Origin of the sequence: Bacillus sp. S71, from assembly GCF_016625265.1 — a bacterium.
In the GTDB taxonomy this organism is placed as follows: domain Bacteria; phylum Bacillota; class Bacilli; order Bacillales; family Bacillaceae_G; genus Bacillus_A; species Bacillus_A cereus.
In genome coordinates, this window is sequence record NZ_JACVUW010000004.1 from 374,356 (window position 1) to 401,242 (window position 26,887).

Consider the following 26,887-nt stretch of genomic DNA (forward strand, 5'->3'; position numbering starts at 1 on the left):
TGTTTTGGAGATCTGTAAAAACATACTTTTATTATAAAACTGAATAAAAGCGTTTTCAATAAAACTAGAAAGACGACACAAATATGTTAATAATTTGAATATCTTAATGCACTTCTTTATTCTTTTTTAGTAGCACTATATTTTGTATAATGGAAGCAAAGAAAATACATAACCAAAACCACTTTTGTGGATTACCGTTTATAAAGAAAACAATCACGGCTATTGCAAATAAAATAGTGGATGCTAAACTAAAATATAATTTTGTTTTCATTCCTATTATCCCTCACCCCTCTATTACTTTACAGTACATACTAACTCTTCATTTTTCATCTCTACTATGTACTCCTGTAAAACATATTCTTTCCCGCCATGGTTTTCATACCATTCATGTATTCTTCTAATATGCCTCTCGTCACTTCTAATTTTCGATTCTATTTCTTTATACTGTTCATAACTATCATATTCCCATATGGCAAATACTTCAGACGTACCATTCTTATTATCTTTCATCCAGCGTCCTATTAGCTTAGAACCATGCTTTAATTGATTAGGTAAGTTCGTGTTATTGAAATGATCATTAAATACTTCTATGAATTCATTTTTCACTACATAGTACTTCCTTCTGTAAAACATACTTCTTCACCTCTTTTATGAAAAGTATCAGTAAACCTTCCCATCACTACCGTATTATAATACTTTCCGTCCGATAGTCTTTTGTCATTTTTCAAAACGCCTTCTACTTCAAAACCTAATTTTTTATAAAGATGAATAGCTTTCTCGTTTGTCTCTAATACTTGTAAAGATATTTTATTTACTGCATTTTCGTCAGCCCATTTAATAGATTGTTGTAATAGGCTCTTACCCATTTTATATCCCCAAAACTCTTTTAAAATGCAAACGCCAAACTCCACTTTATGAGATAATCTCTTAAAATTTGATCCTTCACACCTTGAAAATCCAACGATTCGATTGTGCACTTCTGCAACCAAAAAGAGATTCTTCGTCTCTTCACTATCTGTTTTTATTATTTTTTGAAATCCTAGATTATCTATAAATCCCTCTCCAGCATCTCTATCCATATTTTCAGTTTCTCCATCAATCTGAACTCTAATTTTCGATAACTGGTCAGCATCTTTCTCAGCTGCCGAACGAATTGTATAAGTTAATCCATTTATATGAAACTCTTGCTCTTTTACAATCATGTCAAACTCCTTTCAAATGAATATAATGGCGCTATTACAACTTGTTTACCTTGTTTCTCAAATTCCTGAACAGTTTCTTTACTAGCCTCTTCGTCAGTTATAATAAGGTCAATTTCTTTTAGAGACTCTCCTCTTATAAAACAATCTATTCCAAGTTTATTATGCGGGGCTAAACAAATATTTTTTCTAGCAATTTCACTTACTCTTTTACTAAAATAAGCAACTTCAGGTGTTGCAGTACTAATACCTTGTAATGAAATGCCTCCACCTGTAGAGAAATAAAGATCAATAGAAAATCTACTTATCAATTCAGAAGCAAGTGTATCAGTAATATTCCCTGAAGGTTTTACTTTTCCGCCAATTAAATACGTATCAATATTCTTATATTCTCGTAGATAACCAGCTATTTCTATAGAATTCGTAATAACCGTAAATGATATTTCCGGTAAATATTTCAGCATCGCATTATGAACGGAAGCCCCACCAATAAAAATCGAATCACCTTCTTGTATATAAGATGCTGCAACTCTTGCGATTGTGTCCTCATATATTGAACTATCACTATAACGCTTAGCTGGTTCCACAGCTAAGTTTCTCACTCGTGCAAGTTCAATTGCACCCCCATGGGTTCTTTTTAATAACCCTTCCTTCTCCATAATAGACAAATCTCTTCTTATAGAATCAATAGACATATCAAATCTTTCCGCAAGTTCCTTTGCGATTACTCTTCCATCTGTATTAAGTAGTTCTAAGATTCTCTCTCGACGTTCTTCAGTAAACATGTTATCACCACCGTTATTGAAGATTCAGAAATTTAAACTTTATGTTAATTATATGCACGTTTCTTCCGTTTCACAATATTTTCAATCCTTTTCCTTCCGTTTTTATGCAGGTTCCCCCCCTTTTTCCATTTTATTAACTCAAACACCGAATAAATGTACATTTGCATATTTTACTAAAAGGCTTCTACTTATTTCCTTATTGTTGTAAAATTATTCCTATGTTTTACTTTTTAATACAGAAAGGAATTACTATGAACTCTTTAATTAAAGTAACTTGTACAGCATTATTATTTACAGGAATATTAACAGGATGTAATAGCAATACTACATCAAAACAAGAAAAGAGCGCTCTCGAAAAGAATGCAATGCACTATGGAGAAATAGTTAAAAATGAATACTATAGAGCGACAGTTGAGAATGCAAAGTTTGAAAAAATAGACAAAGAGCGGCGCCTTACTACTCGTGTTATGATTAATAATGTTCGAGACGATGGACAAACTATTGATCTTTCGGAAATAAAATATTTCATACAAGATGAAAAAACTGGTGAGAAATATGAAGGTGAAGCTCATCCGATAGATGACGAGCACTATAAAAATGTTCCACACGAATTCTCTTTAACTATTGACGTTGTATTTGAACTGAAAACTTCACCAAAAGATTTAAATAATATGTATTTATACATAGATAGCAAAGCTGCGCCGTTAACAAATACATATTGGAAGCTTGATAATTTAGTATCTAAATAGAAAGACCAGTCTTATACGACTGGTCTTTTTACATTCATACATTTAACACTTATATTAATTTTCTAATAACAACTTGAATAACATCAGCTAAACCAGTGTGCCCTTTCCCTTCAACTCGCTCTTGTTCTCCATTAAAGAAATGAATTACCTTATGTTCTTCACACCAAGTAAGGATATCAATTGGATCATACAGCATATCAACATCTTTTGGTCCACCAGTACAATTGTTTATTTGTTTTTTTGAGTAAACTTCAAACATAATTAATCCACCAGGTTTTATCGTTTGTATCATTTTATCTAATATCATTTTTTTATAATCATCATGAAAATGTCCAAATACCATAATTGCCGCATCATATTCATTTTCTGGCAAACTATCAGCTAATAAATCTACTTTTTTTGTATGCACGTTTACGTTATGCTTCTCTGCCAATTTTTTTGTCTTTTCTAATCCATCTTCCGAATAATCAATAGCTGTTACTTCGTTCCCTTGTCTTGCTAGAAATACAGCATTTCTACCTTCTCCCTCCGCAAATGCTATTACTTTATTGTGATTTGCTAAACGAAATGCTTGTTCTTTAATAAATGTATTAGGTTCTTCCCCGTAAAAATATTCATCTGATTTATATCGATCATTCCAAAAATTATTCATCATCTTCTCTCCTTCTTCATATCATTTTCTAACTACAATCAAAGATATTAAAGAGCCTTTTTATCCTTAATTAATTTAAAAATAAAAGCAGATTAAAAATCCACTTTTATTTTTTTCGCAAGATCTACGATTTTTTGATTTCTTAACTCTTCTTCCATTTTCTCTTCTGCTGCGAGCATTGCCTCATTAATTAAACATCCAGGTTTGTCATGTAAACAACAGTCAAACAATGATGTTTTGCCTTCAATTGCATGTATAATATCTAAAAATGAAATATCTTCCCAATTCTTACTAAGCGAGTAACCGCCCTTTGGACCAGATGATGAGTGTATCATCCCTTCCTTCGTCAACTTAGTTAGTATTTTAGACAAGTACGTTGGTGAAACATTTTGCATTTCTGCTAATTGGTGAACACTAACTAACTTATTTGGTGTGGCCTTTGCCAGAAAAAGCATTGTATGAAGAGCATAATTTGTAGCTTTAGAATATTTCATAGTACAGCTCCTATTGTAGACTTCATGTATCTACAATAACTTTATTTTTTTATTATGTCAAACGTTTGTAATACTCCATACAACATTATTTCTTCACAAGTAATACATCTGCTGCGCAAATCGTCACTTCTCTAAATGGAGAGTCAAATAAAACACCTAGTTCAAAACCATCTTCAGTAAGAGCTATTTCATGATATAACCACCAAGCACTGTCAAAGTTTTCCGGCATAGAACACTGTGTTACTCCTATAAAGGTTACTTCAAGTTTATCAAATTCACTAAAAGTACCACTGCAATCTAATACGATAGACAAAGTATCTTCTGATTCTCTCTTTATTACTTTAATTACACTATCGTGTAGTGATGTCTTGTGTAACTGAGCGACATTTGACGGAAGTTTTTTCTCAATGGAATTAAAATATTCTACGTATGATTGATCTAATTGTGCCATTCTTTTCTCATAATCTGTTGTCCACTCTTGCATACGTTTTTTCAGTTCACCTGATGGATATTCTGAATTAATTGTGATGTTTTGTATAATTGAGTATATCGATTCAGGAAGGAATTTTAATAAATCTATTTTCCTTTCCTCTATTTCTTCCTTTAAACTTTGTATATCCATTTCCGACCATTCTTTTACAGACTCTATAAAACTTACAAATTCTAAAACTTGCATTTTTTTATACCATTCTCTTGTAAAATATTTCAATGACACCTCTCCTAAAATATCTTTACATCCAGTAAAAGCAATACATCCACTTATTATATCATTCCAATAACCATTTTTTCTAAAGAAATAATGTAAAAATGTAAATATTCCGCCTATTATTTCTAAAACTTCAGAATATTTACAAAAGTATAAAATTAGAATACATTTTAGCTGTACAAGATTCACCTGTACAAAAATTCAAACAAAAAGGGATGGTTATATGTTGAAGAAATTAGTAGCAGGGACATTAGTAGCGGGTTTTGCACTAACTGGAGGACTAGGTGCGGTAAGTGCTGAAGAAAAAAGTAACACAATTAAGTCATTTGATTATTTAAAAGTGGATGAACAAAATGTTAATTCATTTGCAAAATTAAGTGATCAGGATAAGAAAGATATCCAAATTACTATGGTATTACCAGAGCAAAATGAAAATGGAGATTGGCTAGCTTATGGTTTTACTAGCCGCGAAACATTAGATGCGTATATTGAAAAGGATAAAAAAGCAATTAAAAATAATATTTATCCTTTAGGTAGCGGTGCTGGTAGTACTGATTTTTATGAACATAAAGATAAAGGTGGCCAATATATTTACTGGAGCAGCGGCTTTAAAAACTTACCATCTAGCTGGAATGACAGAATTTCTTCTGTAAGTACAGCGTCACCTTCTGCAAGTTATTCAACGACACTTTGGGAGCATACTTCTACACAAGGATTAGGAAAAGGTGTTATATTTAAACACGCTGATTGGTATGGTAAAACTGCTAATTTAGCTCCTGATTGGAACGATATTACTTCAGCGATTGAAATTAAAAAATAATAGGATATTCTATTAATAAAAAATCAAACCACTATTCTCTTATTTGTTTAGAGAATAGTGGTTTATTATATTTCCATTTAAGCATGTACAGCATGTCCTACCGCTTGCATTAACGCTTCATGAATTGCTTCTGATAAAGTAGGGTGTGCTGCAATATAATCTCTCATTATATCAGCGGTAACTTCTGTATGAATCATTATGGTTCCTTGACCAATAAGTTCAGTTGCATGAGGACCGATAATAGAAATCCCTACAATTTCTTGGTATTTAGGTTCTACAATGACTTTTACTTTACCTACTTGTTCTCCTAAAATAAGAGCTTTTCCGTTCGCTGTAAAAGGAAATTCTCCGATGAGAATATCACCATATTGTTCTCTTGCACCTTTTTCACTTAACCCGACACTAGCTATTTCTGGAGCTGTGTATATACAACGGGGCACAGCGTGATAATTTACTTTCACGTCTTCTCCGCTTGCGTGTAATGCTGCTGTCGTTCCTTCATGGAAGGCAACATGAGCAAGCTGAATTCCACCGATCACATCACCAGCTGCGTAAATATGCGATACGTTCGTTTGCATATGTTCATTCACAGCAATCCCTTTATTTGAAAACTGAACCCCTGCCTTTTCTAATCCTAATTGTTGCACTCGTGGTTTTCTTCCTACAGAAACAAGAACAAATTCTGAAGTTACTTCATGAGTAATTCCCTCGTATTCAAATGAAGCTTGCTTCTTATAGTTATTTAAACCTTTTAAAACTGCTCCCGTAAAAATTTTCACCCCATCTTTTTCTAATTTCTCTCTTAAAGTATTCGCGATATCTTCATCTTCACCAGGTATTAATTGCGGTGCCATTTCAACTATCGATACTTTTGTGCCAAGTCTACTATAAATGCTTGCAAACTCGCATCCTATTACACCACCACCAACGATTAACAATGAAGATGGTACACTCTCAAGAGACATGGCATGGCTACTATTTAAAATCCATTTCCCATCAAACGGAGCGAATGGTAATTCTGTAGGTTCGGAACCAGCTGCGATAATAAAGCTCTCTCCATCAACTACTTCTTCTTTATTTCCTTGTACAACTCGCATACGATGATCCGTTTCGAATTTCGCTTTTCCTTTTACAACTTTAATTTTATTTTTCTTCATTAAATATTGTATTCCTTGGACGAGTTGCATTACGATTTGTGATTTCCTCGCCTGTATTTGATCCCAATCAATTGATATACTTCCTGTATTAAGCGTAACCCCATAATCATTCGCTTTTCTCACAATGTCATGTACTTCAGCACTTTCTAACAGTGATTTCGTCGGCATACACCCAACATTTAAACATGTTCCGCCAAGGTCAGCTTCATCAATAAGAGTGACATCTTTGCCATTTTGAGCCGCAGTAATTGCTGCTACATAGCCAGCAGGTCCGCCCCCAATAACAACTAATTTACTCATTCTCTCACCTTCTCTTTATAAAAGAATTGTTATAGGTTCTTCTAAATAATGTTTAATTGTGCGTAAAAATGCAGCTGCTGGTGCACCGTCTAATACACGATGATCGAATGTTAAACTTAAAGGTAACATACTTCCTTTTCTTAATTTTTTCCCTTTAAATACAGGGACATGTTCAATTGCACCTACACCTAAAATACCAGTTTCAGGTGTATTTAATACCGGTGTGAAATATTCAATACCAAAGCTACCTAAATTACTAATTGTAAATGTCGTTCCGTGCATATCATCACTACTTAAGCTACCTGCTCGTGCCTTTTGTGCCACATTCTTAATCTCTTTAGACAACTCTACTAAAGATAAATTATTTGCAAAGCGAATAGCTGGAACGACTAACCCTTTTTCTAATGCGACTGCCATGCCTAAATGCACATGTTCAAATTGATGAATTGCATCATCTATATAAGCGCTGTTCATTTCTTTATGCTCTCCAAGTGCTAATACAACAGCATGCGAGACGAAATCCGTAATAGTTAATTTATTATCATATCTTTTTTGTACAACTTCCGCTATTTCTTTATGTAAAGCAACTAAATCTGTTACATCTACTTTCATCGTTAACGTTAATTGTGCGCTATTTTGTAAGCTTGCGTGCATACGATTTGCGATTGCTTTACGCATACCAGTAACAGGAATCGCTTTACTTTCTTCTCGTTCAGATATTTCCGGAACGTTTACTCTTACCTCAAGTACTTTTAATACATCTGCCTTTGTAATCCTTCCGCCAGGACCTGTACCAACTAATGCCTTGATATCCAGATTTTCAGACTTTGCAATTTTCTTGGCTACAGGTGAAATTTTAATTCTTTGCTTCGATACTTCTTTCTCATTTGCTTCTTGATTTTGTACATTTTGTACTTCTATATTAGATGTTTTTTCTTCTACAACATGTGTGCTTTCCTGCATTTCTACCTTTTCATTCGGTTTACCGATGTAGCAAATTACAGTACCAGGCGGCACTCCTTCATCTTCACTTACAGCTATATCAAGTACCGTACCATCAGCTGGCGCTTCAATTTCCGTTTCAATTTTTTCTGAATTAATACTAGCAATTAGTTCTCCTTTTGCTACATTATCGCCTGCTTTAATATTCCAGCTCGTAATAATACCTTCTTTCATCGCCATACCTAACTTCGGCATTACAACTTCTACAGCCATGTCTCTCTCTCCCTTCTCATCGTTTTATTACACATGTAATAAAGATTGGTCTCCGATCATTTCTGATACAGTTTCAATTACTTTTTCTGGTGTTGGCAAATACAACTTTTCAAGTGGTGGTGAGAACGGAACAGGTGTATGTGGTGCTGTAATTCGTTTAATAGGTGCATCTAACAAATCAAAACCTTTATCCGCTACAATTGCCGCAATATCTGTTGCAATACTACATCTAGGATTCGCTTCGTCAATGACGATAAGACGATTTGTTTTTTCAACAGATGATAAAATAGTATCTTCATCAAGTGGTGATAAAGATCGTGGATCAATTACTTCTACTTCAAGCCCCTTTTTCGATAATTGCTTTGCAGCTGCAAGCGCTGTATGAACTTGCTTTCCGATTGCGACAATTGTTACATCAGAACCTTCCCGTTTAATATCTGCTTTTCCTAATGGAATTGTATAGTATCCTTCTGGCACTTCACCTTTCATATTGTAAAGTGTTTTATCCTCAAAGAAGATTACTGGATCATCATCTTCAATTGCCGCTAATAATAAGCCTTTTGCATCATACGGTGTGGAAGGAACAACAACTTTAATACCTGGTATGCTCGTAAATAATGCGTACAAACTTTGTGAATGTTGAGCTGCTGCACTAAAACCAGCGCCATGCATCGTACGTACTGTAACGGGTACTTTTGCTTTACCTCCAAACATATAACGGAATTTCGCACCTTGGTTTAATACTTGGTCAAGACAACTACCGATAAAATCATTAAACATTAACTCAGCTATCGGACGTAACCCAGTTGCAGCAGCGGCCATCGCAGCTCCCATATAACCCGCTTCAGAAATTGGTGTATCCAATATACGATTTCGGCCAAACTCTTGTACAAGTCCTTTCGTAACACCAAGCACACCGCCCCAAGCTTCATCATCTTGCAGGTGATCAACTTGTGCACCGCCTGCAACGTCTTCACCTATTAAAATTACATTTTCATCACGACGCATTGAGATTTTCATTGCTTCATTAATTGCAGTTGACATACTTACTGTTCTAGTCATAATTTTTCACCCTCCTCTTATTTGTAAGAAACGTATACATCTTTTAATAATTCTTCATCGTCTGGGTATGGACTATTTTCACTAAATTCAATGGATCTTTGTACTGCATCATCTACTGCTTTTTCCATATCAACAAGTTCAGATTCCGTTAATAAACCTTCATGAATTAAATGCTTACGGAAATTCACAATTGCATCTTTTTCATTTAAATGTTCTTCTTTTTCTTCTGATGTTTTATATGTTTGCGCTTCACCTTCGAAATGACCATAATTACGATATGTCATACATTCAATAATTGTTGGACCATCCCCATTACGCGCACGTTCCACTGCTTCTGCAGCAGCTTTATATACAGCTAGAAGATCTTTTCCATCTACTTGAACACCTGGAATATTATAAGCTTTTGCGCGATCAGCGATAGAATCACAACTTGAAGCATATTCAAATGTAGTTGCTTCACCGTAACCGTTATTTTCTGCAATAAAAATAACTGGTAACTTCCAAATCGCCGCTAAATTAACCCCTTCATGGAATGTTCCTTCATTATTTGCTCCGTCACCGAAGAAGCAAACACTTACATCTTTTGTTCCTTTATATTTAGCTGTTAATGCTGAACCGCAAGCAAGTGGGAAACCGCCGCCTACAATGCCATTCGCACCTAGCATTCCTTTATCTAAATCGGCAATATGCATGGAACCGCCTTTTCCTTTACATAATCCTGTCGCTTTCCCGAAAAGTTCAGCCATCATACCATTTAAATCACAACCTTTTGCGATACAATGTCCATGACCTCTATGTGTACTTGTAATACTGTCACTATCCGTTAAGTGGGCACATACACCAACTGCTACCGCTTCTTCACCTGCGTATAAATGAACGAAACCTGGCAAAACGCCTTGCGCGAACAATTCATGCACCTTATCTTCAAACTTACGAATTTCTAACATTTTTTCGTACATCCAACGAGCTTGTTCTTTCGTAATTTCATTCCCTTTACTTTCAGTTGTTTTTAACATGTCCAGCCCTCCTATTTTCTTGTTCGTCTTTTATATTGCAAGTATTGTGCCAATTTCGAATCCTTGTTTTAATAGGTTTTCTCTATCTTTTAACAATAAAAAAGTGGACAAAATGAGACGTTTGTCTCGTTTTGTCCACTTTTGTTCCCTTAATAAGAGAATTGTTACTTTATTCATTATCAAAGCTCTTCTGTAATTTTCGGATGTAAATAATTTGACCAATATGATATGCATTATGAGTTGTTACATTCGCTAGCACTTCCCACCACTTTGCAGAAACAGGAAATCCCACTACATCACTTTCAACCTTTTCTTCATTTATGAGATTTTGCCATTGTAACAGTTTTTCTAGTAGTTTTTCCCGTAATTCATCGAAAGTTTGATTATCTGAGAGCATAAAACTTTTGTTATTATCTCCTATAGCGGGTACTGCATTCACATTTGATTCTTTATACCTAGTTTGCCACGTAGAGTTCCAATACAGTAAATGTTGTACGATTTCAGCTATACTATTACTCTCTTCATTCGGTTTCCAGAAAGCTTCCCTCTCAGATAAATCCTTAACTGCATCTGAAAATGGCATATACCAACTGGGATCATTTGCATTCGCTAATAGCTGATCTGCTAATACAGCTTTTACATGGACCATTTTTCTTCCCTCATTTCATTATCATATTAATATACACTACTCTATATACGCTGATTCCCTATAATCTCCTTTTTTACATACAAATTCATTTCATACTGAATGTAAGAATAATAGATTTTCTTATCATAACTCGTTATGATAAAAGAAAAAGAAAGCTGGCGAAAAATGAATAAAAAAATCGCAATAGTTACTGGAGCCTCAAGTGGATTTGGACTATTAACTACACTCGAACTCGCAAAAAAAGATTATTTAGTTATCGCTACAATGCGAAACCTTGAAAAACAAGGAACCTTACTATCCCAAGTTACTCAACTTAACTTACAGCACAATATAAAAGTTCAACAATTAGATGTAACAGATCAAAATTCTATACATAATTTCCAATTGTTTTTAAAAGAAATTAATAGAATAGATCTCCTTATAAATAATGCAGGATATGCAAATGGGGGCTTTGTAGAAGAAATCCCAGTAGACGAATATCGAAAGCAATTTGAAACGAACCTTTTTGGAGCTATATCAATCACTCAGCTTGTTTTACCATATATGAGAGAACAAAGAAGCGGAAAAATCATTAATATAAGCAGCATTAGCGGCCAAGTTGGATTTCCTGGTTTATCTCCTTATGTATCTTCAAAATATGCATTAGAAGGCTGGAGTGAATCGCTTCGCTTAGAATTAAAACCTTTCGGAATAGATGTCGCTTTAATTGAACCTGGTTCTTACAACACAAATATATGGGAGGTTGGTAAACAACTAGCTGAAAACCAATCTGATACAACATCTCCTTACAAAGAATATATGGATAAAATACAAAAACATATTAATAGCGGTAGTGATACATTTGGTAATCCGATAGATGTTGCTAATAAAATCGTTGAAATTGCTGAAAAAAAGCGTACTACTTTACGATATCCTATTGGAAAAGGTGTAAAATTTATGATCTTTACGAAGAAGATTCTTCCTTGGAGATTGTGGGAATACCTTGTTTTGAGAAGCTTTAAGAAGATGTAATAAACTTTTTGAAAACTATTTTGAAAGAGGTGCTAATTAAATGTTAGGTTTACCGTATGGGGAAGTGTTTTTAGTGCCGTGGACTGAAGAATGGGAAATTGAGTTTATGAAAGAGAAACAAATCATTGAGGAACAAATTGGCGAACATATTTTAGCGATACACCATATTGGTAGTACTTCTATTCCATATTTAAGTGCAAAGCCAATTATTGATATAGCAATTGAATTAGAAAATTATACGGACGGTATACATTGTATTAAAAAGTTAGAACTACTAAACTATAAATATAGAAAAGAAGTATTACCCGAAAGATACTACTTTAATAAAGGTGAACCAAGAACTCATCAAATTCATATGTATGAACAAGGGAATACATATTTAATAGAACAATTACAATTTCGTGATTACTTAATAGACAATAAAACTGCACGCATGCAGTATGAACAGTTAAAGATTCAACTTTCACAAGCTAATCCTACTGATAAACATAAGTATGCAGAGGATAAAACTAATTTCATTACATCTATATTAACTAAAATAAATGCTTAAATAAACAAGAAACCATTTAGTAGTAAATGGTTTCTTGTTTATTAGTTATTTCATTATTTGTACTATCAAATTTTTATTATACAGCAGGTGGAAAGAAGTAAAATAGTATCGAAGTCATAAAAATAAACGTGAATACCCCAATTACCGAAAATATATATTCTTTCGATTCTTTATCATACTTCCATTCCATCAATGCTCTTAAGATTAACGTCCCACCTAAATAAGAAAAAATGACATAAGCGATATTAACACTTTCAAATTTAAAGATAAATATAAAGCTAGTTATTAAATAAATAAAAAGTAGTCCTATTTCCAATTTTTTATGTAAACTATTTACATGTTTCTTATATCCCCAAAAACCACCCTTGGGCATATTAAATTTTTTTCTTAAAAACTTATCGAGAAAGTAGACAGCTATACAAAAAACAATAGTTATAATCCAAAAAGTAGAAGCTCCCATTTTCACCCCTCCTATTATTTCATTTAATTACTTGAAATAAATTGGACTATATTACGGTTATCCCCTTCTAAATAACTTATGATGCCTTCAGGATATGTCGGCTTCTCCTGTAATTCCTCTAGACTTTTTCAAATTAATATAATATCCTCATGCTCTTTATGCCTTATTTCATTTGTAATGATTTTTTCAACAGTCCCCCAATGTATCAATGTACAATGATGACCATTTTCGTTGCCCCACTCAAAAATGTGTTCATTTACAATTGCTAACTCTTGAACATCAACTTTCAAATCGTATTCTTCTATTAACTCTCGAATCATTGCTTCTTTTGACGTTTCACCAAATTCAATAGAGCCACCTGGAAAACGGTAAAATGATTCATTCTCATCACATTGTACAAGTACTTTTGAATGTTCGTCGTTTACAATCATTATTTCAGCACGTAAACGTGGTCTTATCATTTTTCTCACCCTTTATTTGTATGACCATTCATCACCAATACGTATTATAGAATACATTCAAAATAAAACCTGTAATTATTAGTAACGGAACAATTCCAAACGAAATAATATATTCTTTTGCTTTCCTATCATATTTCCACTGCATATATCCTTGAAAAATGTACAACGTCATAAAAAAGAAAATTGGTATATAAGTCATGTATATTGGATTCAAAATTGAACCTATCATCATAAGTACTACATAAGAAATAATGATAATCCATTGCCCCCATTTATGTGATTGGCTGACATATTTACTATTCCATCCAGTTTGTCTCGGTATATTTAACTTCTTCCTCACAATTTTTTCTAAAAAGAATAAAATTATAATCCATAACAATAAGACAATTAGTTTCAAAAGAAACAGAAAGGCCTCCTCCTTTACCTTTTCTCCGGCTGATCACTCGGATACGTAGCACTCTCTTTATTTTCAACGTCCCAACTAATTATAGTCGCACTATCGCGTCCGAATTGATGATGAACGTGCTCTAATACATGATGAACACTTTCTTCAAGTTTTTTATTATTTCTATTCATATTATTATACAGATTTACTGGCGTTTCAAATCGGCGTTCCCCGCATTCTAATACTCCATCTGTCACCATTACAATTCGGTTCTTTCCAGTACGTAATTCACGAATACCTGATGAATAACAAGGAACAGGTAAATCAAATGTGTTTACATTTCCAATCCATTCGTAAAAATGACGTTGATTTAATGCATATTGTCCTAACTTATGTAACTCTTCATGAAATACATACACTAAACAATCACCAATAGAAAGCCACCATATATAATTTTCTTTTCTTACACATAGTAAGCAAGCTGTTTCACCTTGTATTCTTTTGCACTTTTCCTTAAATGAAGATGACTGAAAAATTGTAAGTATATGATTTTCAACAGACTGAAATACTGTATCAATTGGCTCATTCAAAATTACTCTTATATTTTCATATTCTTTTTCGATTGTATTTACTACTAAATCAACACTTTCTGCACTATTATGTCCATCTAATATAGCTGCAAATTCCCATTCACCATTTGACCAAACTAATGCACCATCTTCATTCTTTTTCGCTCCAGCACTTATATTCCCGCCATATTTACCAAGTACAATATCACCATATTGCTTAACTGAAATTTCTCCTAAACACATTTCTATATTTCCAACCCATGAATATTGTGTATTATTTGTTTTATGCATACTCATTTACCATATACTTACGTATTCTTTCGCATAGTTTTTTTATTTTTTCTTCATCACCATATGGTGCACCAGTCCATTTCGCTACTTCGGTTGGTGACCAAAATTCTTTTGGTGTATTGGGATAACGTGGAATAATGTGCATATGCATATGTGGTACACCATTTCCTGAAACAAAAGTGTAAATATGCTCTGCACCTTCGCTTTCTTTTAGCGCTTTACTTACTCTACTTGTTATAAGTCCGAACGCTTTCGCTTCTTCATCTGTTAGTTCAGCAAGGCCAGGTACATGTCTTTTTATATCTATCATTACATAACCTAAGTATGTTTCTTCACTATCCCAGTAGACATGTCCAACGTAAACGAGTTCATCTTCGTAAATAGCTCCACCTGGAACTATAATATTTCCTTTATGTTTTTCGCAAATGAAACAGTTTTGTTCTATTTGATTGTTTGTTGACATATCCATCACCTTCCTTTTCATATATAATAGCACAAAAAAAGGAAAAACAGGTTTCATATTCCGAATTTTCATTCTTTTGATACAACAATTTTTGAAATGAATTTACACCTCATTATTTCTTCAAAAACAAAATCCCAATTATAATCCCAATCACAATTCCGATTACTAAATTATTTGTAAAGTGCCCTTGAAATACACCGATTACAACCCCTATACCGACACCTATTACCAAAGCATCATTTCTTTTTTTATTTTTAGCCAAAATTGCATCTCCTCCCATTATTTCTCCCTAAACAACATGCATTCACTTAAATGTATTAATATACGCATTATCTCGCTTGAATCTTTTCAAATAATGCACTTTAACTTCATATATAATATTTTCCATTTTCTGTACATACTCCTTTTATAATGAAAAAATTTCAAGTAACCATTAAATATTTATAGGCATTTACTATAAGAAAGATCCGTAATTTATTGAAGGAGGAACGATTCAAATGTATCCTCATTGGAATCCAAATATAAATCAACAGTATGTTTATTCCCCCCATCCTGTAAGGAATACATTGCATCATGATTCACAATATATGATGCAGCGCATCGCTAGCCTTGAAAGTCAGTTAGCTAAATTAATCTCATTAATCGAAGAAAATAATCAATTAATTAAATCCATGGAACAACAGCAAAACCAAGTTTGTGCACCAGCTGGAGGTTCTGTTATCGTTCGTATGTAAACTGGATGCAATAAAAAACACACTTTGTAGTATAAAAGTGTGTTTTTTGGTCATTATTTTCTTTTCGTATGGAACCCTTGTGTAATTCGGTCTAATATAATTGCGATTACTACGATAGCTAATCCAGCTTCAAATCCCATTCCGATATTAACTTGTGTTACCGAGCGATATACATCAACTCCAAGTCCAGGAGCTCCTACAAGTGACGCTGTTACAACCATCGATAACGAAAGCATAATACTTTGGTTCACACCAGCCATAATCGTTCCGGTTGCAAGTGGTAATTGTACTTTAAATAGTTTTTGTGATGCAGTGGATCCAAATGCATTCGCTGCTTCAATTAAATCTTCTGGAACTTGTCTAATTCCTAAGTCAGTAAAACGAATTGTCGGTGGCATTGCAAAGATTACTGATGCAATAATTCCAGGTACTACACCTACTCCGAAAAATGTGATCGCTGGAATAAGGTATACAAATGCAGGCATTGTTTGCATAAAATCTAATGTTGGTTTTAAAAATTTTGAGAAACGTTCATTTTGAGATGCTAATATACCAATTGGAATTCCGACAATAATTGAAATAATAACTGACGTAAGTACGAGTGCCAATGTTTGCATCGTTTGTGCCCAGTAGTTAATATTCAAAATAAATAATAATCCAATAAGCGTAAAAATGACTAAAGATAGTTTTCTCGTTGTGTACCAAATGAGGAAACATAAGATAATAATCATCAATATGGCAGGAATTATTATTAAAAAATTAGTGAGTAAATCAACGAATCCACCAATAATATAAGAGAATCCTCGGAATAAGCCTTCAAAGTGCTCATATAAACTTGCAACAAATGAGTCTACCCATTCCCCTAATGGAATACGCGGTATACTATTCATCGTCTTTCACCTCTTCCTCAATGTTTCCTGCAAGAGCTTGAATGACACTTTCACGTTTAATAATTCCTCTTAGCCTTTTCTTCTCATCGATTACTGGTAACGGATATTTCATCTCCGCCATTTTTGCATACGTCTCTTCCAGTAAAGTATCTAAATACACATGCGGAATATCATTAAGTAATAAATCAGCAATCGGCCACTGTTTTTGTACTGCCTTACTCGCATCATCCGCAGTTAATATACCTAAAAACTCATACTTTTTGTTTACAACATATACAGTTGAAACACCAGCATTCCTCATAATTTGAAGGGCTACACGAGGTCCACGATCAATTAATAAAGTTTCTGGTCGTTTTAAAATAGACTCCGCCGTAATTACTTTTCCTAAATTCACGTCCGCAACAAACTTTTCTACAAATTCATTAGCGGGGCTCATCATAATTTCTTCTGGCGTTCCAATTTGAACGATTTCTCCATCTTTCATTAATGCGATACGATCTCCAATTCGAAGCGCTTCATCTAAATCATGCGTAATAAATATAATCGTTTTTTCCATTTTATCTTGCAACTCTAACAATTCATCTTGCATTTCTTTTCGAATAAGTGGATCTAATGCACTAAATGACTCGTCCATTAGTAATACATCTGGATTATTCGTTAGTGCCCTTGCGATTCCAACGCGCTGCTGCATACCACCACTAAGTTGACTTGGATAATTATCTTTATGATGATCGAGCCCTACTAACTGTAGCGATTCTAACGCTTTTTTCTCTCGCTCTTCAACCGGAACTCCTTGTATTTCTAAACCATATGCAACATTTTGTATAACCGTACGATGCGGAAATAGAGCGAACTTCTGAAATACCATACTCATTTTCGTTCTTCTTACTCTCCGTAACTCTTCTTTTCCCATCGTTGCGATGTCTTCACCATCTATGTATATATGACCTGCGGTTGGTTTAATCAATTGATTTAACATACGAACTAGCGTAGATTTCCCGCTACCAGACAAACCCATAATAACGAAAATTTCTCCAGAGTATACTTCAAACGTTGCTTTTTTCACACCAACGTTCATTCCTGTCTCCTTTAAAATTTCCGATTTACTTTTTCCTTCTTTCAATAAGGAAAGGGCTTTTTGCGGATGTTTCCCGAATACTTTTGTTACGTTTTCAACACGCACCTTTGTATTATCCATGTCACTACTCCTTTTCTACCCATCTATTCACATAGTGTTGCGATTTTACAAAGAAATATTACATAAAAATGACATTCATAAGATTTCTTTAAAATTCTCGTTTCCGTTCATAATAAGAATGCTTACTTATACATTTATTTTATAAGGCAAACGTTACTTAGGAGGTTTTCGATGCGAAAGAAAATTTGGTTTATATGCCTTGCATTATTTATTACTATGATTTTCACTTCATGTAATGCAACAAATGCAAATTCGAAAGGAAAAATTAAACTTGGTGTAACAAGTTGGAAAGAAAATATTGCAACTGCAAACATGTGGAAAGTTTTATTAGAAGAAAAAGGCTACAAAGTTGAGCTTATGTATTTAGAAAAAGCCGCAATTTGGACTGGTGTTGCTCGTGGCGATGTTGATGCGAATTTAGAAGTATGGCTACCAGTTACAGATAAACCGCTAAACGATCGTTATAAAGATGATATTGTCTTAAAATCAAAATGGTACGAAGGTACTGGACTAGGTTTAGTCGTCCCTTCTTATATGAAAAACATAAACAGTATCGAAGATTTAAATGCTCATAAAGATGAACTAGATAATAAAATTGTCGGTATCGAACCCGGTAGTAGTCTTATGAATTTAACGAATAAAGCAATGAAAGAATATGATATAAAACTAAAACTTGTCCAATCCTCTGAAGCTGCGATGATGAGTGAACTAAAGAAAGCATATACAAAAAAGAAACCAATCGCTGTTACGCTTTGGAATCCGCATTGGGGTTTTTCAGAATTTGACTTGAAATATTTAAAAGACCCTAAGAAAGTATATGGTGAAAAAGATGACATTTATTACTCCGTTCGTAAAGGTTTCGAAAAAGATCACCCAGATGTTATAAAATACTTTGATAAATGGAAAATGAACGATGAACAGCTCGGTACGTTAATGGTCATGTTAAATAAAACAAAAGATCCTGAACAAGCTGCGCGAAAATGGATTAAAAAAAATCAAGCATTAGTTGATGAATGGGTAAAGGATTAATAAAAAGGCTAGAGAATTAATATGTCCTCTAGCCTTTTTCATCTTATTTTTTCGTAACAACATCGTCTACAATCCCATATTCCTTCGCTTCTTCTGCAGTCATAAAATAATCTCTTTCTGTATCATGTGCTACTCTTTCAATCGGTTGGCCTGTTTTTTCTGCAATCATTTTATTAATATCATGCTTTAACTTTAATATTCTTTTCGCAGTTATTTCAATTTCTGTTGCTTGCCCTTGTGCACCACCAAGCGGCTGATGAATCATAATTTCACTGTTAGGGAGCGCAAACCGTTTTCCTTTTGCTCCAGATAATAATAGCAATGCACCAAATGATGCCGCAAAGCCCATGCACAGCGTTTGCACATCTGGTTTAATTAAATTCATCGTATCTAATATTGCAAAACCTGCTGTCGTTGAACCGCCGGGGCTATTGATGTATAAGAATATATCTTTCTCTGCATCTTCTGCTTCTAAAAATAATAATTGAGCTACGACACTACTCGCTACTTGATCATTAATTTCTGAACCGATAATAATAATGCGGTCTTTTAATAACCTTGAATATATATCATAGGAACGTTCTCCTAATTTTGTTTGTTCTACTACATATGGAATTGCATTCATTTTAAATCCCTCCAATACTTGTTATGCTGCGCAAAGCATACAACTGTAGGAAGAAGGTTGTTTCACATTAAATAATAAGACTGGCTGTTTAGATGGTAACTTAGTAAAATCTATTGACGGAAGCAGTTTCGTTAATAATTCCGGTCTCTCTTCTCGAATAGACGTTACTACAACTTCCATATCATCTGTGAATTCGACTATCTCGACCCCTTCTTCACTTACAGTTTTCAGCCTATTTCTACTCCGAAATAAAGAAGCTTTCACTGCACCTTCTGATACAGAACACACTTTAGCAATATCAGCGATACTATATTGAAAAACATCTTTTAATAATAAAATTGCGGATTGCTGTACATTTAATGAAGACAATACTTTCCCTACCATTTCATGCAAATCTGCAATGTTCTCATGTGGTTCTTCAAAAGTGATTTGTTCTCTTATTTTTTCATGAACAGACTTAGACTTCATCTGATCTAACCAACGATTTCTTGCTATTTTATAGACGAGTGTCATACAAATATCTTTATTTCTATATTTTTGAAGCACTTTACACACTGTTTCTTGGGCGAGATCTTCCCCATCCCATTTGTTTTTCGTTAAAAAAGTACAATATCTTTTTAACTCTCCATATTGTTCAATTAAAAAGTTTATATTTGAATGATTCATATCGATACGGTTCTTTAAAACATGAGTTACTTTTGTGCACAAAATAACCACTCCTTTTCAGCGCTTACTTAATAAACGATTCAACATTAAAAAAAGTTACGGGGATATAAAAAAATAATGTTTATGTTCAATAATTCGCGGTCATAAATATGTTATGTACAATTTTACGTGAGGAGGAACAAATTTGCCAAAATTAACAATTGAAGGTGCGGGAACATTTGATGTAAAAGAAGGAACGAAGTTAGTATTAGCAATTGAAGATAGCGGTGTCAACATTCTTCATCGTTGTGGCGGGAATGCACGTTGCACAACTTGTAGAGTAGAAATACTAGCAGGTGATTTCTGTGAAGCGAGTGCGAATGAGAAACATGCAATGACGGAAAAAGGGATGGAAGACCATTTACGATTATCTTGTCAAATGCGTGTACATAAAGATATAGTCGTTCGTCCGGTACTTACAGTTGAAAATTCAGGTCTTGATGCCGGACCGCGTCCGGCGGAGTAAAGCGATGAATTTAAAACAGCTCGCTGGCGAATATGCCGCTAACTTTGTAAATGATGGCATGAAGATTGGGCTTGGTACAGGTTCTACTGTATATTGGACAATACAAAAATTAGGTGAGCGTGTAAAAGAAGGATTATCATTTCAAGCTGTACCGACATCAAAAGAAACTGAAGCATTAGCACATCAACTAAATATCCCCCTAATTTCGTTAAACGACGTACAAAGTCTAGATCTTACAATTGATGGAGCGGATGAAATTGATTCAAATTTACAACTTATAAAAGGCGGTGGCGGTGCATTACTTCGCGAAAAAATCGTTGCCTCTTCCTCTAAAGAACTAATTATCATTGCTGATGAATCGAAACTTGTAACACATTTAGGTACTTTTCCATTACCTATTGAAATCATCCCTTTTTCATGGAAACAAACCGAAAATAAAATTCAGTCTTTAGGATGTCAAACAACATTACGTTTGAAAAATAATGAAACCTATATAACCGATAACAATAACATGATTATCGATTGTATATTCCCTAATCATATTTCTAATCCTGCCCATTTACACACTCAATTAAAAATGATTACTGGTGTAGTTGAAACAGGGTTGTTTATAAGTATGACGAGTAAAGTAATTATCGGCGCTAAAAATGGGATAAAGGAATTGTAATAAAAGCTAACTTTTTAAAGTTGGCTTTTTAGTATGTTCTTCTCTTAATAGCGCTTTATTATGATATACTATGAAAACACAAGCTGATTACACTAGAAAGGACTGAACATTTTGCAATCCAAACTTATAACAGAACTTGCTGTTTTAGAAACTGCCTTTCATATTCGAAAAGAAGTATTTGTAAAAGAACAAGGTGTCCCTCTTGCAGATGAATTCGATACATTCGATGAAATCGGAGAGCAATGTAAACATATTTTAGTTTATTATAATGAGCTTCCTGTAGGTACAGGGCGTATACGATTTGTTGATGGCGTCGGAAAATTAGAACGTATTTGCATTTTAAAAGATTATCGTACATACGGATTAGGTAAAGTTATCATTCAAACGTTAGAAGAAATTGCTCGTAACGAACAAGCTAAAAAAGTGAAACTACACGGGCAAACACAAGCTGAAGGATTTTATAAAAAATTAGGTTATGAAACTTCTTCTGATATATTTATGGAAGATGGCATTCCGCATATACTTATGACGAAAATGTTATCATAATAAAAAGGGTAGTGTATGAATCTTATGCATTCATACACTACCCTTTATTATTAATAGAAAAGTGAATTCTCAAGATTCTCTTTTGAAATCAAAGCCCATCATCTCTTAGTTCATATTTAGGTAAAGCTTACACTGTTTTCCATAATGATAATGCATAAATCCAGTTCGGATCACCATTTCCTTGATAACTCTGGACTGCTTCATATACTTTTCCTTCGTGTAGAACTCTATCTCCCTTTTTATATGCTTTTTTTGCATCCCACGCTTCATATGAAGCGCTTTCGGTTTTTGTAGTAATTGTGAATATATCACTCTGTACGGATTCATTTCCAGCTACATCAACAGCTTTTACTACATATTTATAAGTAGTATTAGCGAGCAGATTTTTATCCATATAAGAAGTTGTATTGGATGTTGCAATCTTTTTCATTGATCCTTCTGTTTCTCTATAAATATCGTAATGGTCTACACCAATATTATCGTCAGATGGACTCCACATTAAATCCACACTTGACGCTGTCGTTCCCATACTATGTAATCCTTTTGGTTGTGTTGGTGCTTCTGTATCAGGAATCTCAACTGTTGTTTTTACTGTAAGCGCTGTACTTTCCTTCGATACATTGCCAGCTGCGTCAATTGCTTTTACAGTATAAGAGTATTCTGTGCTTGGTTGTAATTTCTTATCAATAAAATGAGTGCCTATTACTGTATCAATCATCTCTCCGTTACGGAAGATTTGATATCCTTTTACCCCTACATTATCCGTAGAAGCGTTCCATGTTAGTTCTACACTATTTGCTGTTACTATTTGCGTCTGAAGTCCATTTGGAATACTTGGCGCTTCTATGTCTGGTTTCACATCATTAATAAGATTAACATCAATTACATTATAGAATGCATTTGCTGTATCAGCTACATCCCATACTGCTAAAATCACATGATATCCACTACGATCAGTAGGTACATTGATTTTATGAGTTAAATTATTTGAAGCTGCAGAACCATCATGTTGTACAGTTCCAATTGGTTCAAAATCTGCTCTTGTTAGCGCTTTATTTGGATTCCATCCTTTTTTAGTAATATAGTAATGCCACTTACTCGTTAAGTGAGGCGCAGTATACTTCCAAGTAAATGTATTTTCCCCACCAGTGATTGTATTTTTAAACCAACGATTTGCTGTTTGTTGATCTAAAATACCACCAAATTTTCCGCCTGCTGAAGCAATTTGTCCATCTACTGGACCACTTTGTGGGAACCCTTTTGGAGCTTCTAAACTTTGTGGTTCATACATAACACTTCCACAGTTTACATTTAGCGCACCATAAGTTGAACTACATAAAGCGGATCGGCTACCGGGCTTTTCAACAAAACCGTGCGCATAAGCATTTTGAGGAATAAGTGTCGTACTAATAATTCCAGCTGTTAATGCTACAGCTCCTAAACTTTTTTTGTTCATTTTCATATTTTGTAGTTGTTTTAAAAATCGATTATTCATGTTCATGTCTCCTTCTTGTTATACTTTGTAGTGGAATGTGGGCTTTGATGTAAAAGAATAACAAGAGACAAACTTGTACCGATGTATGTGTTAATTATGCATACACCGCAGTGAAATTATATTTTTCTTGTGAAATATTTCACTTTATGAATATATCATGACATAGAAATTACCTGAGTATGTGCAGAAGTTGTGCAGAAATAGTGAAATTATTACTAACATGTAAAACTAAGTCCTAACATTTTAAAATACAATTTGAATATATTTATCTATCATCTTTACTTCATAATTGAAAATACATTTAACTGGTTAACTTTTATTCTTATACTTATATCTCTCAGTGCCTTAGTTTTAACCATACTAGATATTAAAAATAAGAATTATAAAGTTAAATAAAAAGCATCCTATTTAGATGCTTTTCTAATGTAGAATTTCATTTTTTTCACTGACCTACAAATATAAAAATTTCATCAACAGCTTCCTTATATCCACCTGATTTTTGGAAAGATTCCTTCAAATTCAAAGCAACTTCTTTATATGAAGGATTATTTAAAATTAGTTCCACATTTTCACGTAGTTGCTCTTCAGTTAATTCCTTCATATGTAACTGAACTCCCGCCTCAAGACTCTCCACTTGCTTTGCGACTACTGGCTGATCTGCACTTTGCGGTATTACAACGAGCGGAACCCCGTTATACAGTCCTTCATGCGCACTGTTCATCCCGCCATGTGTAATAAATAGTTTCGTATATGTAAGCAGCTCAGTTTGGGGTACATAGTTTTTCACAATGAAGTTTTTAGGAATTTCGCCTAGATCACTTATTTTTGTTTTATTACCAATAGACATAACAATTGTATGCTCACTATTCTCAAAGGCCTTCATACACAGTTTATAAAAGTCAATCGCTTCATTAAAAACAGTACCTAATGAAATATAAATCGGACTTTTTTCTTCAATTGAAGTAAAATCAACGTCTCTGTTTTTCATTTGTGCAGAGATAGATGGTCCTACAAATTTATATGTTTCATCAAACGTATCACCAAAAGGCTGGAACTCCTTAATTGTATATACAATAGTAAGGGGTGCAGGATTACAGAAAACTTCATACGATGATTTTATTTCAACACCATATTTTTCAGCAATTCCCTTCGTTAAGTTTTGAAAATCATTCTGTATTTTATCATAAATTTCTACTGGGATATTTTTTGATAGATGACCTAACATTTTCTCAAAGGATTTTTCATCCTGCGCAAAAGATGTGCATGAATTTATGGCTGGAAGTTTAAGGATTTGAGCAATTAAATGGCCACAGCCAAACATAGAATCATGAATTATGTAATCAAAATGTTCACCTTCAATTTGTTCTAAAACGCTAGGTATTACAATATCCGCTGTATGTAGAAGGCCATTTATTCTTTCCTGTAAATAATTTCTGCCTCCAGATAGAAACGCTTTTATAAATTTTTGATCATCAATCGTTCGTACAGTAGCACCTGTCTTCTCAATCCGCTCCCTGAAAGCTTCTATTGAAAAATAAACGACCTCTTCACCACGAGAAATCAATTCATCTACAACCTGTAAAGTTGGATTTATATGTCCTTCTGATCCAGCATTAATAAATAAAACACGCGCCATAATAAACACTCCTTACGTTAAATCATTTCTATGTTGGAAAAGTACGGATTCTCTCCATACTCTTTTCCTAGCTGTTCGTATCATGTTCCTACTAAATTGACCTAGCGAGTCTAAAACCGAGATCATCTATATGAAATGTAGGATGGCTTCGACGACGACAAGTAGCTCCGCACCCTCTCGCTGTTTCAGCCCAACTACCACCACGAAAAATGCGGTATGATCCGTACACTGTTTCATCATACAAATCATAACACCATTCCCAAACGTTCCCTAGCATATCATAAAGTCCCCATACATTCGGTTCTTTTTGGCCAACGTCATGAATCTCTCCATTTGAATTTTCATTATACCACGCTATATCATGAAGTTTCCCGTATGCATATCCGGTTGTACTTGCTTTACATGCATATTGCCACTCCGCCTCAGATGGTAATCGGTAGCCATTTGAACCTAAATTACATTTCACAATTTGACCACCATCACTAATAGAATAATATTCTTTTAATCCCGCTTTTTTTGAAAGTACATTACAAAACGCAATGGCATCGTTCCATGAAATATTGACAACTGGTTTATGATTTTTATCAAAATTATTTAATGTACTATTTGTAATAGCATCATATTGTTCCATTGTTACAGCATACTTTGCAAGAAGAAATGGTTGAATTTGTACTAGCCATTCTTTTTTTATTCGATCATCTCTTAATACTACCTCTCCAGCTGGAATATTGACCATTAATGAATCGATTAGTTGAATTAAATCGTTAGTCATTTTCTATTCCTCCAAACGTTCATTTTATATGAACTTATAGTCATATACTCATTACAAAATACAATTTTCAAAAAGCGTTAAATTTTTCATAATAAAAAACGATTAGTTTTATTAAACTAATCGGTAAGATCTACAAAGAATTTTTGTGTTACATTCTATTATTATATGTGCTCTAAAAATTTCCGAACCTCATTTGGAGATTTTAAAACAATAACCTTTTTCTCTTCGGGCAATTGCTCTAACCCTTTTAAAATTGTAGGTCGTTTAGCATTAGGATATTCCCATATCCATTTAAAAAATTGCAAATCAAATCTTTCTTCACATCCCGCGCCCATATCTGGTCTTGTTTTATTTCGGTATTTTACAATTCTTTTAAAAGCCCTATAAACACAAATTGTTCTATGAATATCAAGGAAGATAATTGTATCAGCTGCATTCAGTCTTATACCCATCGTCCCGCCATAATTCCCATCAATAATCCATTTCTCATCTTTAATTAAGTTATTTTGAACTGTTATTTGTTCTTCTCTCGGAACACCTTCCCAATTCGGTTTCCAAAATAATGCATCAAGATGATGCACCTTAATATTTAATTTATTCCCTAACTGCCTTGCTAATGTAGATTTTCCTGAACCACCAGAACCAATTAATATTATTTTTTTCATAAAGGGCTCCTTTTTAAAATCGATTATTTCCTCCGTAACATAAACTCACAAAGTATTCCCACTCCAACACCAATTGTATAAGCCACTAAATCACTCCACAAAAAACCGTATCCCAACACGAGTCCGCCTAAAGTCGTTGCACGAATGCTATCTATCCACTTCGCATGATACAATTAGCTCACTTCAATCCCGTAGCAAAACATTAAACTAATAAAAGCCAATTTCTTCGTCTCTGTTTTAGGAAACAAAAATCCAAAGCCAGTGAAAATCATTAATGCCCATAAAGCATCGCCTAAGTAATCATTTAATAGATGTGGTAGTGCAAAAGAAAACTTTCTTGAGCTAAGACCTAAAATAATAACAACTATAGTAAATAGTGCATATAATACTCTATTTCGTTTCGTATTCATTTTAAAGTCTCCTAATATATAATGTATAACTGTAAATAGCTAGTAAAATAAAGTT

Annotated in this window: 34 protein-coding genes and 2 pseudogenes; 9 read left to right on the top strand and 27 right to left on the bottom strand. The window is 33.8% G+C overall.

Going from position 1 to position 26,887, the window contains the following annotated elements; all coding sequences use genetic code 11:
• Nucleotides 1-294: 294 nt before the first annotated feature.
• From IBT51_RS12125 to IBT51_RS12135, 3 genes are read right to left on the bottom strand one after another with little or no spacing between them, the layout of a single operon-like run.
• The gene (locus IBT51_RS12125) at nt 295-633 is read right to left on the bottom strand and encodes an NIPSNAP family protein (protein ID WP_000499988.1); all 339 of its coding nucleotides are present in this window, start codon (nt 631-633) and stop codon (nt 295-297) included.
• Nucleotides 606-1,202 carry a GNAT family N-acetyltransferase gene (locus tag IBT51_RS12130; protein ID WP_000635672.1) on the bottom strand — a complete coding sequence of 199 codons (597 nt, stop codon included), beginning with the start codon at nt 1,200-1,202 and terminating at the stop codon, nt 606-608. Before IBT51_RS12130 ends, IBT51_RS12125 begins: the two co-directional genes overlap by 28 nt.
• Nucleotides 1,199-1,984, bottom strand: coding sequence for a DeoR/GlpR family DNA-binding transcription regulator (locus IBT51_RS12135; protein ID WP_088023584.1), 786 nt, complete (start codon nt 1,982-1,984; stop codon nt 1,199-1,201). Before IBT51_RS12135 ends, IBT51_RS12130 begins: the two co-directional genes overlap by 4 nt.
• Before the next feature lie 251 nt (nt 1,985-2,235).
• Here IBT51_RS12135 and IBT51_RS12140 point away from each other — a divergent pair, with 251 nt between their 5' ends.
• Nucleotides 2,236-2,733 carry a hypothetical protein gene (locus IBT51_RS12140; protein ID WP_088023590.1) on the top strand — a complete coding sequence of 166 codons (498 nt, stop codon included), beginning with the start codon at nt 2,236-2,238 and terminating at the stop codon, nt 2,731-2,733.
• Between the two features lie 49 nt (nt 2,734-2,782).
• Here IBT51_RS12140 and IBT51_RS12145 read toward each other — a convergent pair whose 3' ends face one another.
• From IBT51_RS12145 to IBT51_RS12155, 3 genes are all read right to left on the bottom strand, one after another.
• A complete protein-coding gene (locus IBT51_RS12145; RefSeq protein ID WP_141241045.1) occupies nt 2,783-3,388 on the bottom strand; it encodes a class I SAM-dependent methyltransferase in 606 nt (201 codons plus the stop codon).
• Nucleotides 3,389-3,477: 89 nt separating this feature from the next.
• Nucleotides 3,478-3,879 carry an Rrf2 family transcriptional regulator gene (locus tag IBT51_RS12150; RefSeq protein WP_000877649.1) on the bottom strand — a complete coding sequence of 134 codons (402 nt, stop codon included), beginning with the start codon at nt 3,877-3,879 and terminating at the stop codon, nt 3,478-3,480.
• A gap of 85 nt (nt 3,880-3,964) precedes the next feature.
• Nucleotides 3,965-4,588: a DUF4085 domain-containing protein gene (locus IBT51_RS12155; RefSeq protein WP_069355729.1), complete on the bottom strand. Its 624-nt coding sequence runs from the start codon at nt 4,586-4,588 to the stop codon at nt 3,965-3,967.
• Between the two features lie 220 nt (nt 4,589-4,808).
• On the opposite strand from IBT51_RS12155, the gene IBT51_RS12160 reads away from it, so the two are divergent.
• On the top strand, nt 4,809-5,405 hold the full coding sequence (locus IBT51_RS12160) for a hypothetical protein (protein WP_000914435.1): 597 nt from the start codon (nt 4,809-4,811) through the stop codon (nt 5,403-5,405).
• Nucleotides 5,406-5,482: 77 nt separating this feature from the next.
• Here the strand turns inward: IBT51_RS12160 and lpdA are convergent, their stop codons facing one another.
• The 6 genes from lpdA to IBT51_RS12190 are packed head-to-tail and all read right to left on the bottom strand — an operon-like array spanning nt 5,483 to nt 10,804.
• On the bottom strand, nt 5,483-6,862 hold the full coding sequence (gene lpdA / locus IBT51_RS12165) for a dihydrolipoyl dehydrogenase (RefSeq protein WP_161114676.1): 1,380 nt from the start codon (nt 6,860-6,862) through the stop codon (nt 5,483-5,485).
• 15 nt (nt 6,863-6,877) lie between these two features.
• The gene (locus IBT51_RS12170; RefSeq protein WP_069355731.1) at nt 6,878-8,077 is read right to left on the bottom strand and encodes a dihydrolipoamide acetyltransferase family protein; all 1,200 of its coding nucleotides are present in this window, start codon (nt 8,075-8,077) and stop codon (nt 6,878-6,880) included.
• A 27-nt stretch (nt 8,078-8,104) separates the two neighbouring features.
• Nucleotides 8,105-9,139 (bottom strand): acetoin:2,6-dichlorophenolindophenol oxidoreductase subunit beta, encoded by a 1,035-nt coding sequence (acoB, locus tag IBT51_RS12175; protein WP_000198898.1) that lies wholly within the window; start codon nt 9,137-9,139, stop codon nt 8,105-8,107.
• Between the two features lie 17 nt (nt 9,140-9,156).
• Nucleotides 9,157-10,155, bottom strand: a complete 999-nt coding sequence (acoA, locus tag IBT51_RS12180) for an acetoin:2,6-dichlorophenolindophenol oxidoreductase subunit alpha (protein WP_000921275.1) — start codon at nt 10,153-10,155, stop codon at nt 9,157-9,159.
• 30 nt (nt 10,156-10,185) lie between these two features.
• Entirely contained in the window at nt 10,186-10,332 is a 147-nt protein-coding gene (locus tag IBT51_RS12185; protein ID WP_162900592.1) for a hypothetical protein, read from the bottom strand.
• The gene (locus IBT51_RS12190; RefSeq protein WP_000233778.1) at nt 10,325-10,804 is read right to left on the bottom strand and encodes a DinB family protein; all 480 of its coding nucleotides are present in this window, start codon (nt 10,802-10,804) and stop codon (nt 10,325-10,327) included. Before IBT51_RS12190 ends, IBT51_RS12185 begins: the two co-directional genes overlap by 8 nt.
• Nucleotides 10,805-10,969: 165 nt before the next feature.
• Here IBT51_RS12190 and IBT51_RS12195 point away from each other — a divergent pair, with 165 nt between their 5' ends.
• On the top strand, nt 10,970-11,815 hold the full coding sequence (locus IBT51_RS12195) for an oxidoreductase (RefSeq protein ID WP_069355733.1): 846 nt from the start codon (nt 10,970-10,972) through the stop codon (nt 11,813-11,815).
• Nucleotides 11,816-11,855: 40 nt separating this feature from the next.
• Nucleotides 11,856-12,365, top strand: a complete 510-nt coding sequence (locus IBT51_RS12200) for a GrpB family protein (protein WP_000901177.1) — start codon at nt 11,856-11,858, stop codon at nt 12,363-12,365.
• Nucleotides 12,366-12,441: 76 nt separating this feature from the next.
• Here the strand turns inward: IBT51_RS12200 and IBT51_RS12205 are convergent, their stop codons facing one another.
• From IBT51_RS12205 to IBT51_RS12230, 6 genes and pseudogenes are all read right to left on the bottom strand, one after another.
• Nucleotides 12,442-12,825 (bottom strand): DUF4181 domain-containing protein, encoded by a 384-nt coding sequence (locus IBT51_RS12205; RefSeq protein WP_069355735.1) that lies wholly within the window; start codon nt 12,823-12,825, stop codon nt 12,442-12,444.
• A gap of 23 nt (nt 12,826-12,848) precedes the next feature.
• Nucleotides 12,849-13,286: pseudogene (locus IBT51_RS12210) on the bottom strand (NUDIX domain-containing protein).
• A 31-nt stretch (nt 13,287-13,317) separates the two neighbouring features.
• Nucleotides 13,318-13,683 (bottom strand): DUF4181 domain-containing protein, encoded by a 366-nt coding sequence (locus IBT51_RS12215; protein ID WP_000767735.1) that lies wholly within the window; start codon nt 13,681-13,683, stop codon nt 13,318-13,320.
• A 23-nt stretch (nt 13,684-13,706) separates the two neighbouring features.
• Nucleotides 13,707-14,531 carry a PP2C family serine/threonine-protein phosphatase gene (locus IBT51_RS12220; RefSeq protein WP_141544875.1) on the bottom strand — a complete coding sequence of 275 codons (825 nt, stop codon included), beginning with the start codon at nt 14,529-14,531 and terminating at the stop codon, nt 13,707-13,709.
• Complete coding sequence (locus IBT51_RS12225) at nt 14,524-15,015, bottom strand: HIT family protein (protein WP_176545646.1); 492 nt, start codon at nt 15,013-15,015, stop codon at nt 14,524-14,526. The genes IBT51_RS12220 and IBT51_RS12225 overlap by 8 nt, the downstream gene beginning before the upstream one ends.
• 91 nt (nt 15,016-15,106) lie before the next feature.
• Nucleotides 15,107-15,274, bottom strand: coding sequence for a glycine zipper domain-containing protein (locus tag IBT51_RS12230; RefSeq protein ID WP_071732122.1), 168 nt, complete (start codon nt 15,272-15,274; stop codon nt 15,107-15,109).
• A gap of 217 nt (nt 15,275-15,491) precedes the next feature.
• On the opposite strand from IBT51_RS12230, the gene IBT51_RS12235 reads away from it, so the two are divergent.
• A complete protein-coding gene (locus IBT51_RS12235) occupies nt 15,492-15,728 on the top strand; it encodes a hypothetical protein (protein WP_053564245.1) in 237 nt (78 codons plus the stop codon).
• A gap of 53 nt (nt 15,729-15,781) precedes the next feature.
• Here the strand turns inward: IBT51_RS12235 and IBT51_RS12240 are convergent, their stop codons facing one another.
• Nucleotides 15,782-16,618 (bottom strand): ABC transporter permease, encoded by an 837-nt coding sequence (locus IBT51_RS12240; RefSeq protein WP_001084752.1) that lies wholly within the window; start codon nt 16,616-16,618, stop codon nt 15,782-15,784.
• Nucleotides 16,611-17,816, bottom strand: coding sequence for a quaternary amine ABC transporter ATP-binding protein (locus IBT51_RS12245; RefSeq protein WP_000370603.1), 1,206 nt, complete (start codon nt 17,814-17,816; stop codon nt 16,611-16,613). The genes IBT51_RS12240 and IBT51_RS12245 overlap by 8 nt, the downstream gene beginning before the upstream one ends.
• Before the next feature lie 171 nt (nt 17,817-17,987).
• Here IBT51_RS12245 and IBT51_RS12250 point away from each other — a divergent pair, with 171 nt between their 5' ends.
• Nucleotides 17,988-18,845, top strand: a complete 858-nt coding sequence (locus IBT51_RS12250; protein ID WP_069355737.1) for a glycine betaine ABC transporter substrate-binding protein — start codon at nt 17,988-17,990, stop codon at nt 18,843-18,845.
• A gap of 43 nt (nt 18,846-18,888) precedes the next feature.
• Here IBT51_RS12250 and clpP read toward each other — a convergent pair whose 3' ends face one another.
• Nucleotides 18,889-19,470 (bottom strand): ATP-dependent Clp endopeptidase proteolytic subunit ClpP, encoded by a 582-nt coding sequence (gene clpP, locus IBT51_RS12255; protein ID WP_000991612.1) that lies wholly within the window; start codon nt 19,468-19,470, stop codon nt 18,889-18,891.
• 21 nt (nt 19,471-19,491) lie between these two features.
• On the bottom strand, nt 19,492-20,178 hold the full coding sequence (locus IBT51_RS12260) for an RNA polymerase subunit sigma-70 (protein WP_000337521.1): 687 nt from the start codon (nt 20,176-20,178) through the stop codon (nt 19,492-19,494).
• A 142-nt stretch (nt 20,179-20,320) separates the two neighbouring features.
• Between IBT51_RS12260 and IBT51_RS12265 the strand changes: the two genes are divergently transcribed.
• The 3 genes from IBT51_RS12265 (at nt 20,321) to IBT51_RS12275 (ending at nt 21,854) form a co-directional block, all read left to right on the top strand.
• Nucleotides 20,321-20,641 carry a 2Fe-2S iron-sulfur cluster-binding protein gene (locus IBT51_RS12265; protein ID WP_200458269.1) on the top strand — a complete coding sequence of 107 codons (321 nt, stop codon included), beginning with the start codon at nt 20,321-20,323 and terminating at the stop codon, nt 20,639-20,641.
• 4 nt (nt 20,642-20,645) lie between these two features.
• Nucleotides 20,646-21,308 carry a ribose 5-phosphate isomerase A gene (rpiA, locus tag IBT51_RS12270; protein WP_001049982.1) on the top strand — a complete coding sequence of 221 codons (663 nt, stop codon included), beginning with the start codon at nt 20,646-20,648 and terminating at the stop codon, nt 21,306-21,308.
• A gap of 111 nt (nt 21,309-21,419) precedes the next feature.
• Nucleotides 21,420-21,854, top strand: coding sequence for a GNAT family N-acetyltransferase (locus tag IBT51_RS12275; RefSeq protein ID WP_069355738.1), 435 nt, complete (start codon nt 21,420-21,422; stop codon nt 21,852-21,854).
• A gap of 127 nt (nt 21,855-21,981) precedes the next feature.
• On the opposite strand, the gene IBT51_RS12280 is transcribed toward IBT51_RS12275, so the two are convergent.
• The 5 genes and pseudogenes from IBT51_RS12280 to IBT51_RS12300 form a co-directional block, all read right to left on the bottom strand.
• Entirely contained in the window at nt 21,982-23,349 is a 1,368-nt protein-coding gene (locus IBT51_RS12280; RefSeq protein WP_161114674.1) for a lytic polysaccharide monooxygenase, read from the bottom strand.
• A gap of 442 nt (nt 23,350-23,791) precedes the next feature.
• The gene (locus IBT51_RS12285; protein WP_069355739.1) at nt 23,792-24,985 is read right to left on the bottom strand and encodes a macrolide family glycosyltransferase; all 1,194 of its coding nucleotides are present in this window, start codon (nt 24,983-24,985) and stop codon (nt 23,792-23,794) included.
• Nucleotides 24,986-25,076: 91 nt separating this feature from the next.
• Nucleotides 25,077-25,757, bottom strand: coding sequence for a formylglycine-generating enzyme family protein (locus tag IBT51_RS12290; protein ID WP_069355740.1), 681 nt, complete (start codon nt 25,755-25,757; stop codon nt 25,077-25,079).
• A 161-nt stretch (nt 25,758-25,918) separates the two neighbouring features.
• Nucleotides 25,919-26,422, bottom strand: a complete 504-nt coding sequence (locus IBT51_RS12295; RefSeq protein ID WP_000720562.1) for a DNA topology modulation protein — start codon at nt 26,420-26,422, stop codon at nt 25,919-25,921.
• Between the two features lie 23 nt (nt 26,423-26,445).
• Nucleotides 26,446-26,832, bottom strand: a pseudogene (locus IBT51_RS12300) (ribosomal maturation YjgA family protein).
• Nucleotides 26,833-26,887: the final 55 nt, after the last annotated feature.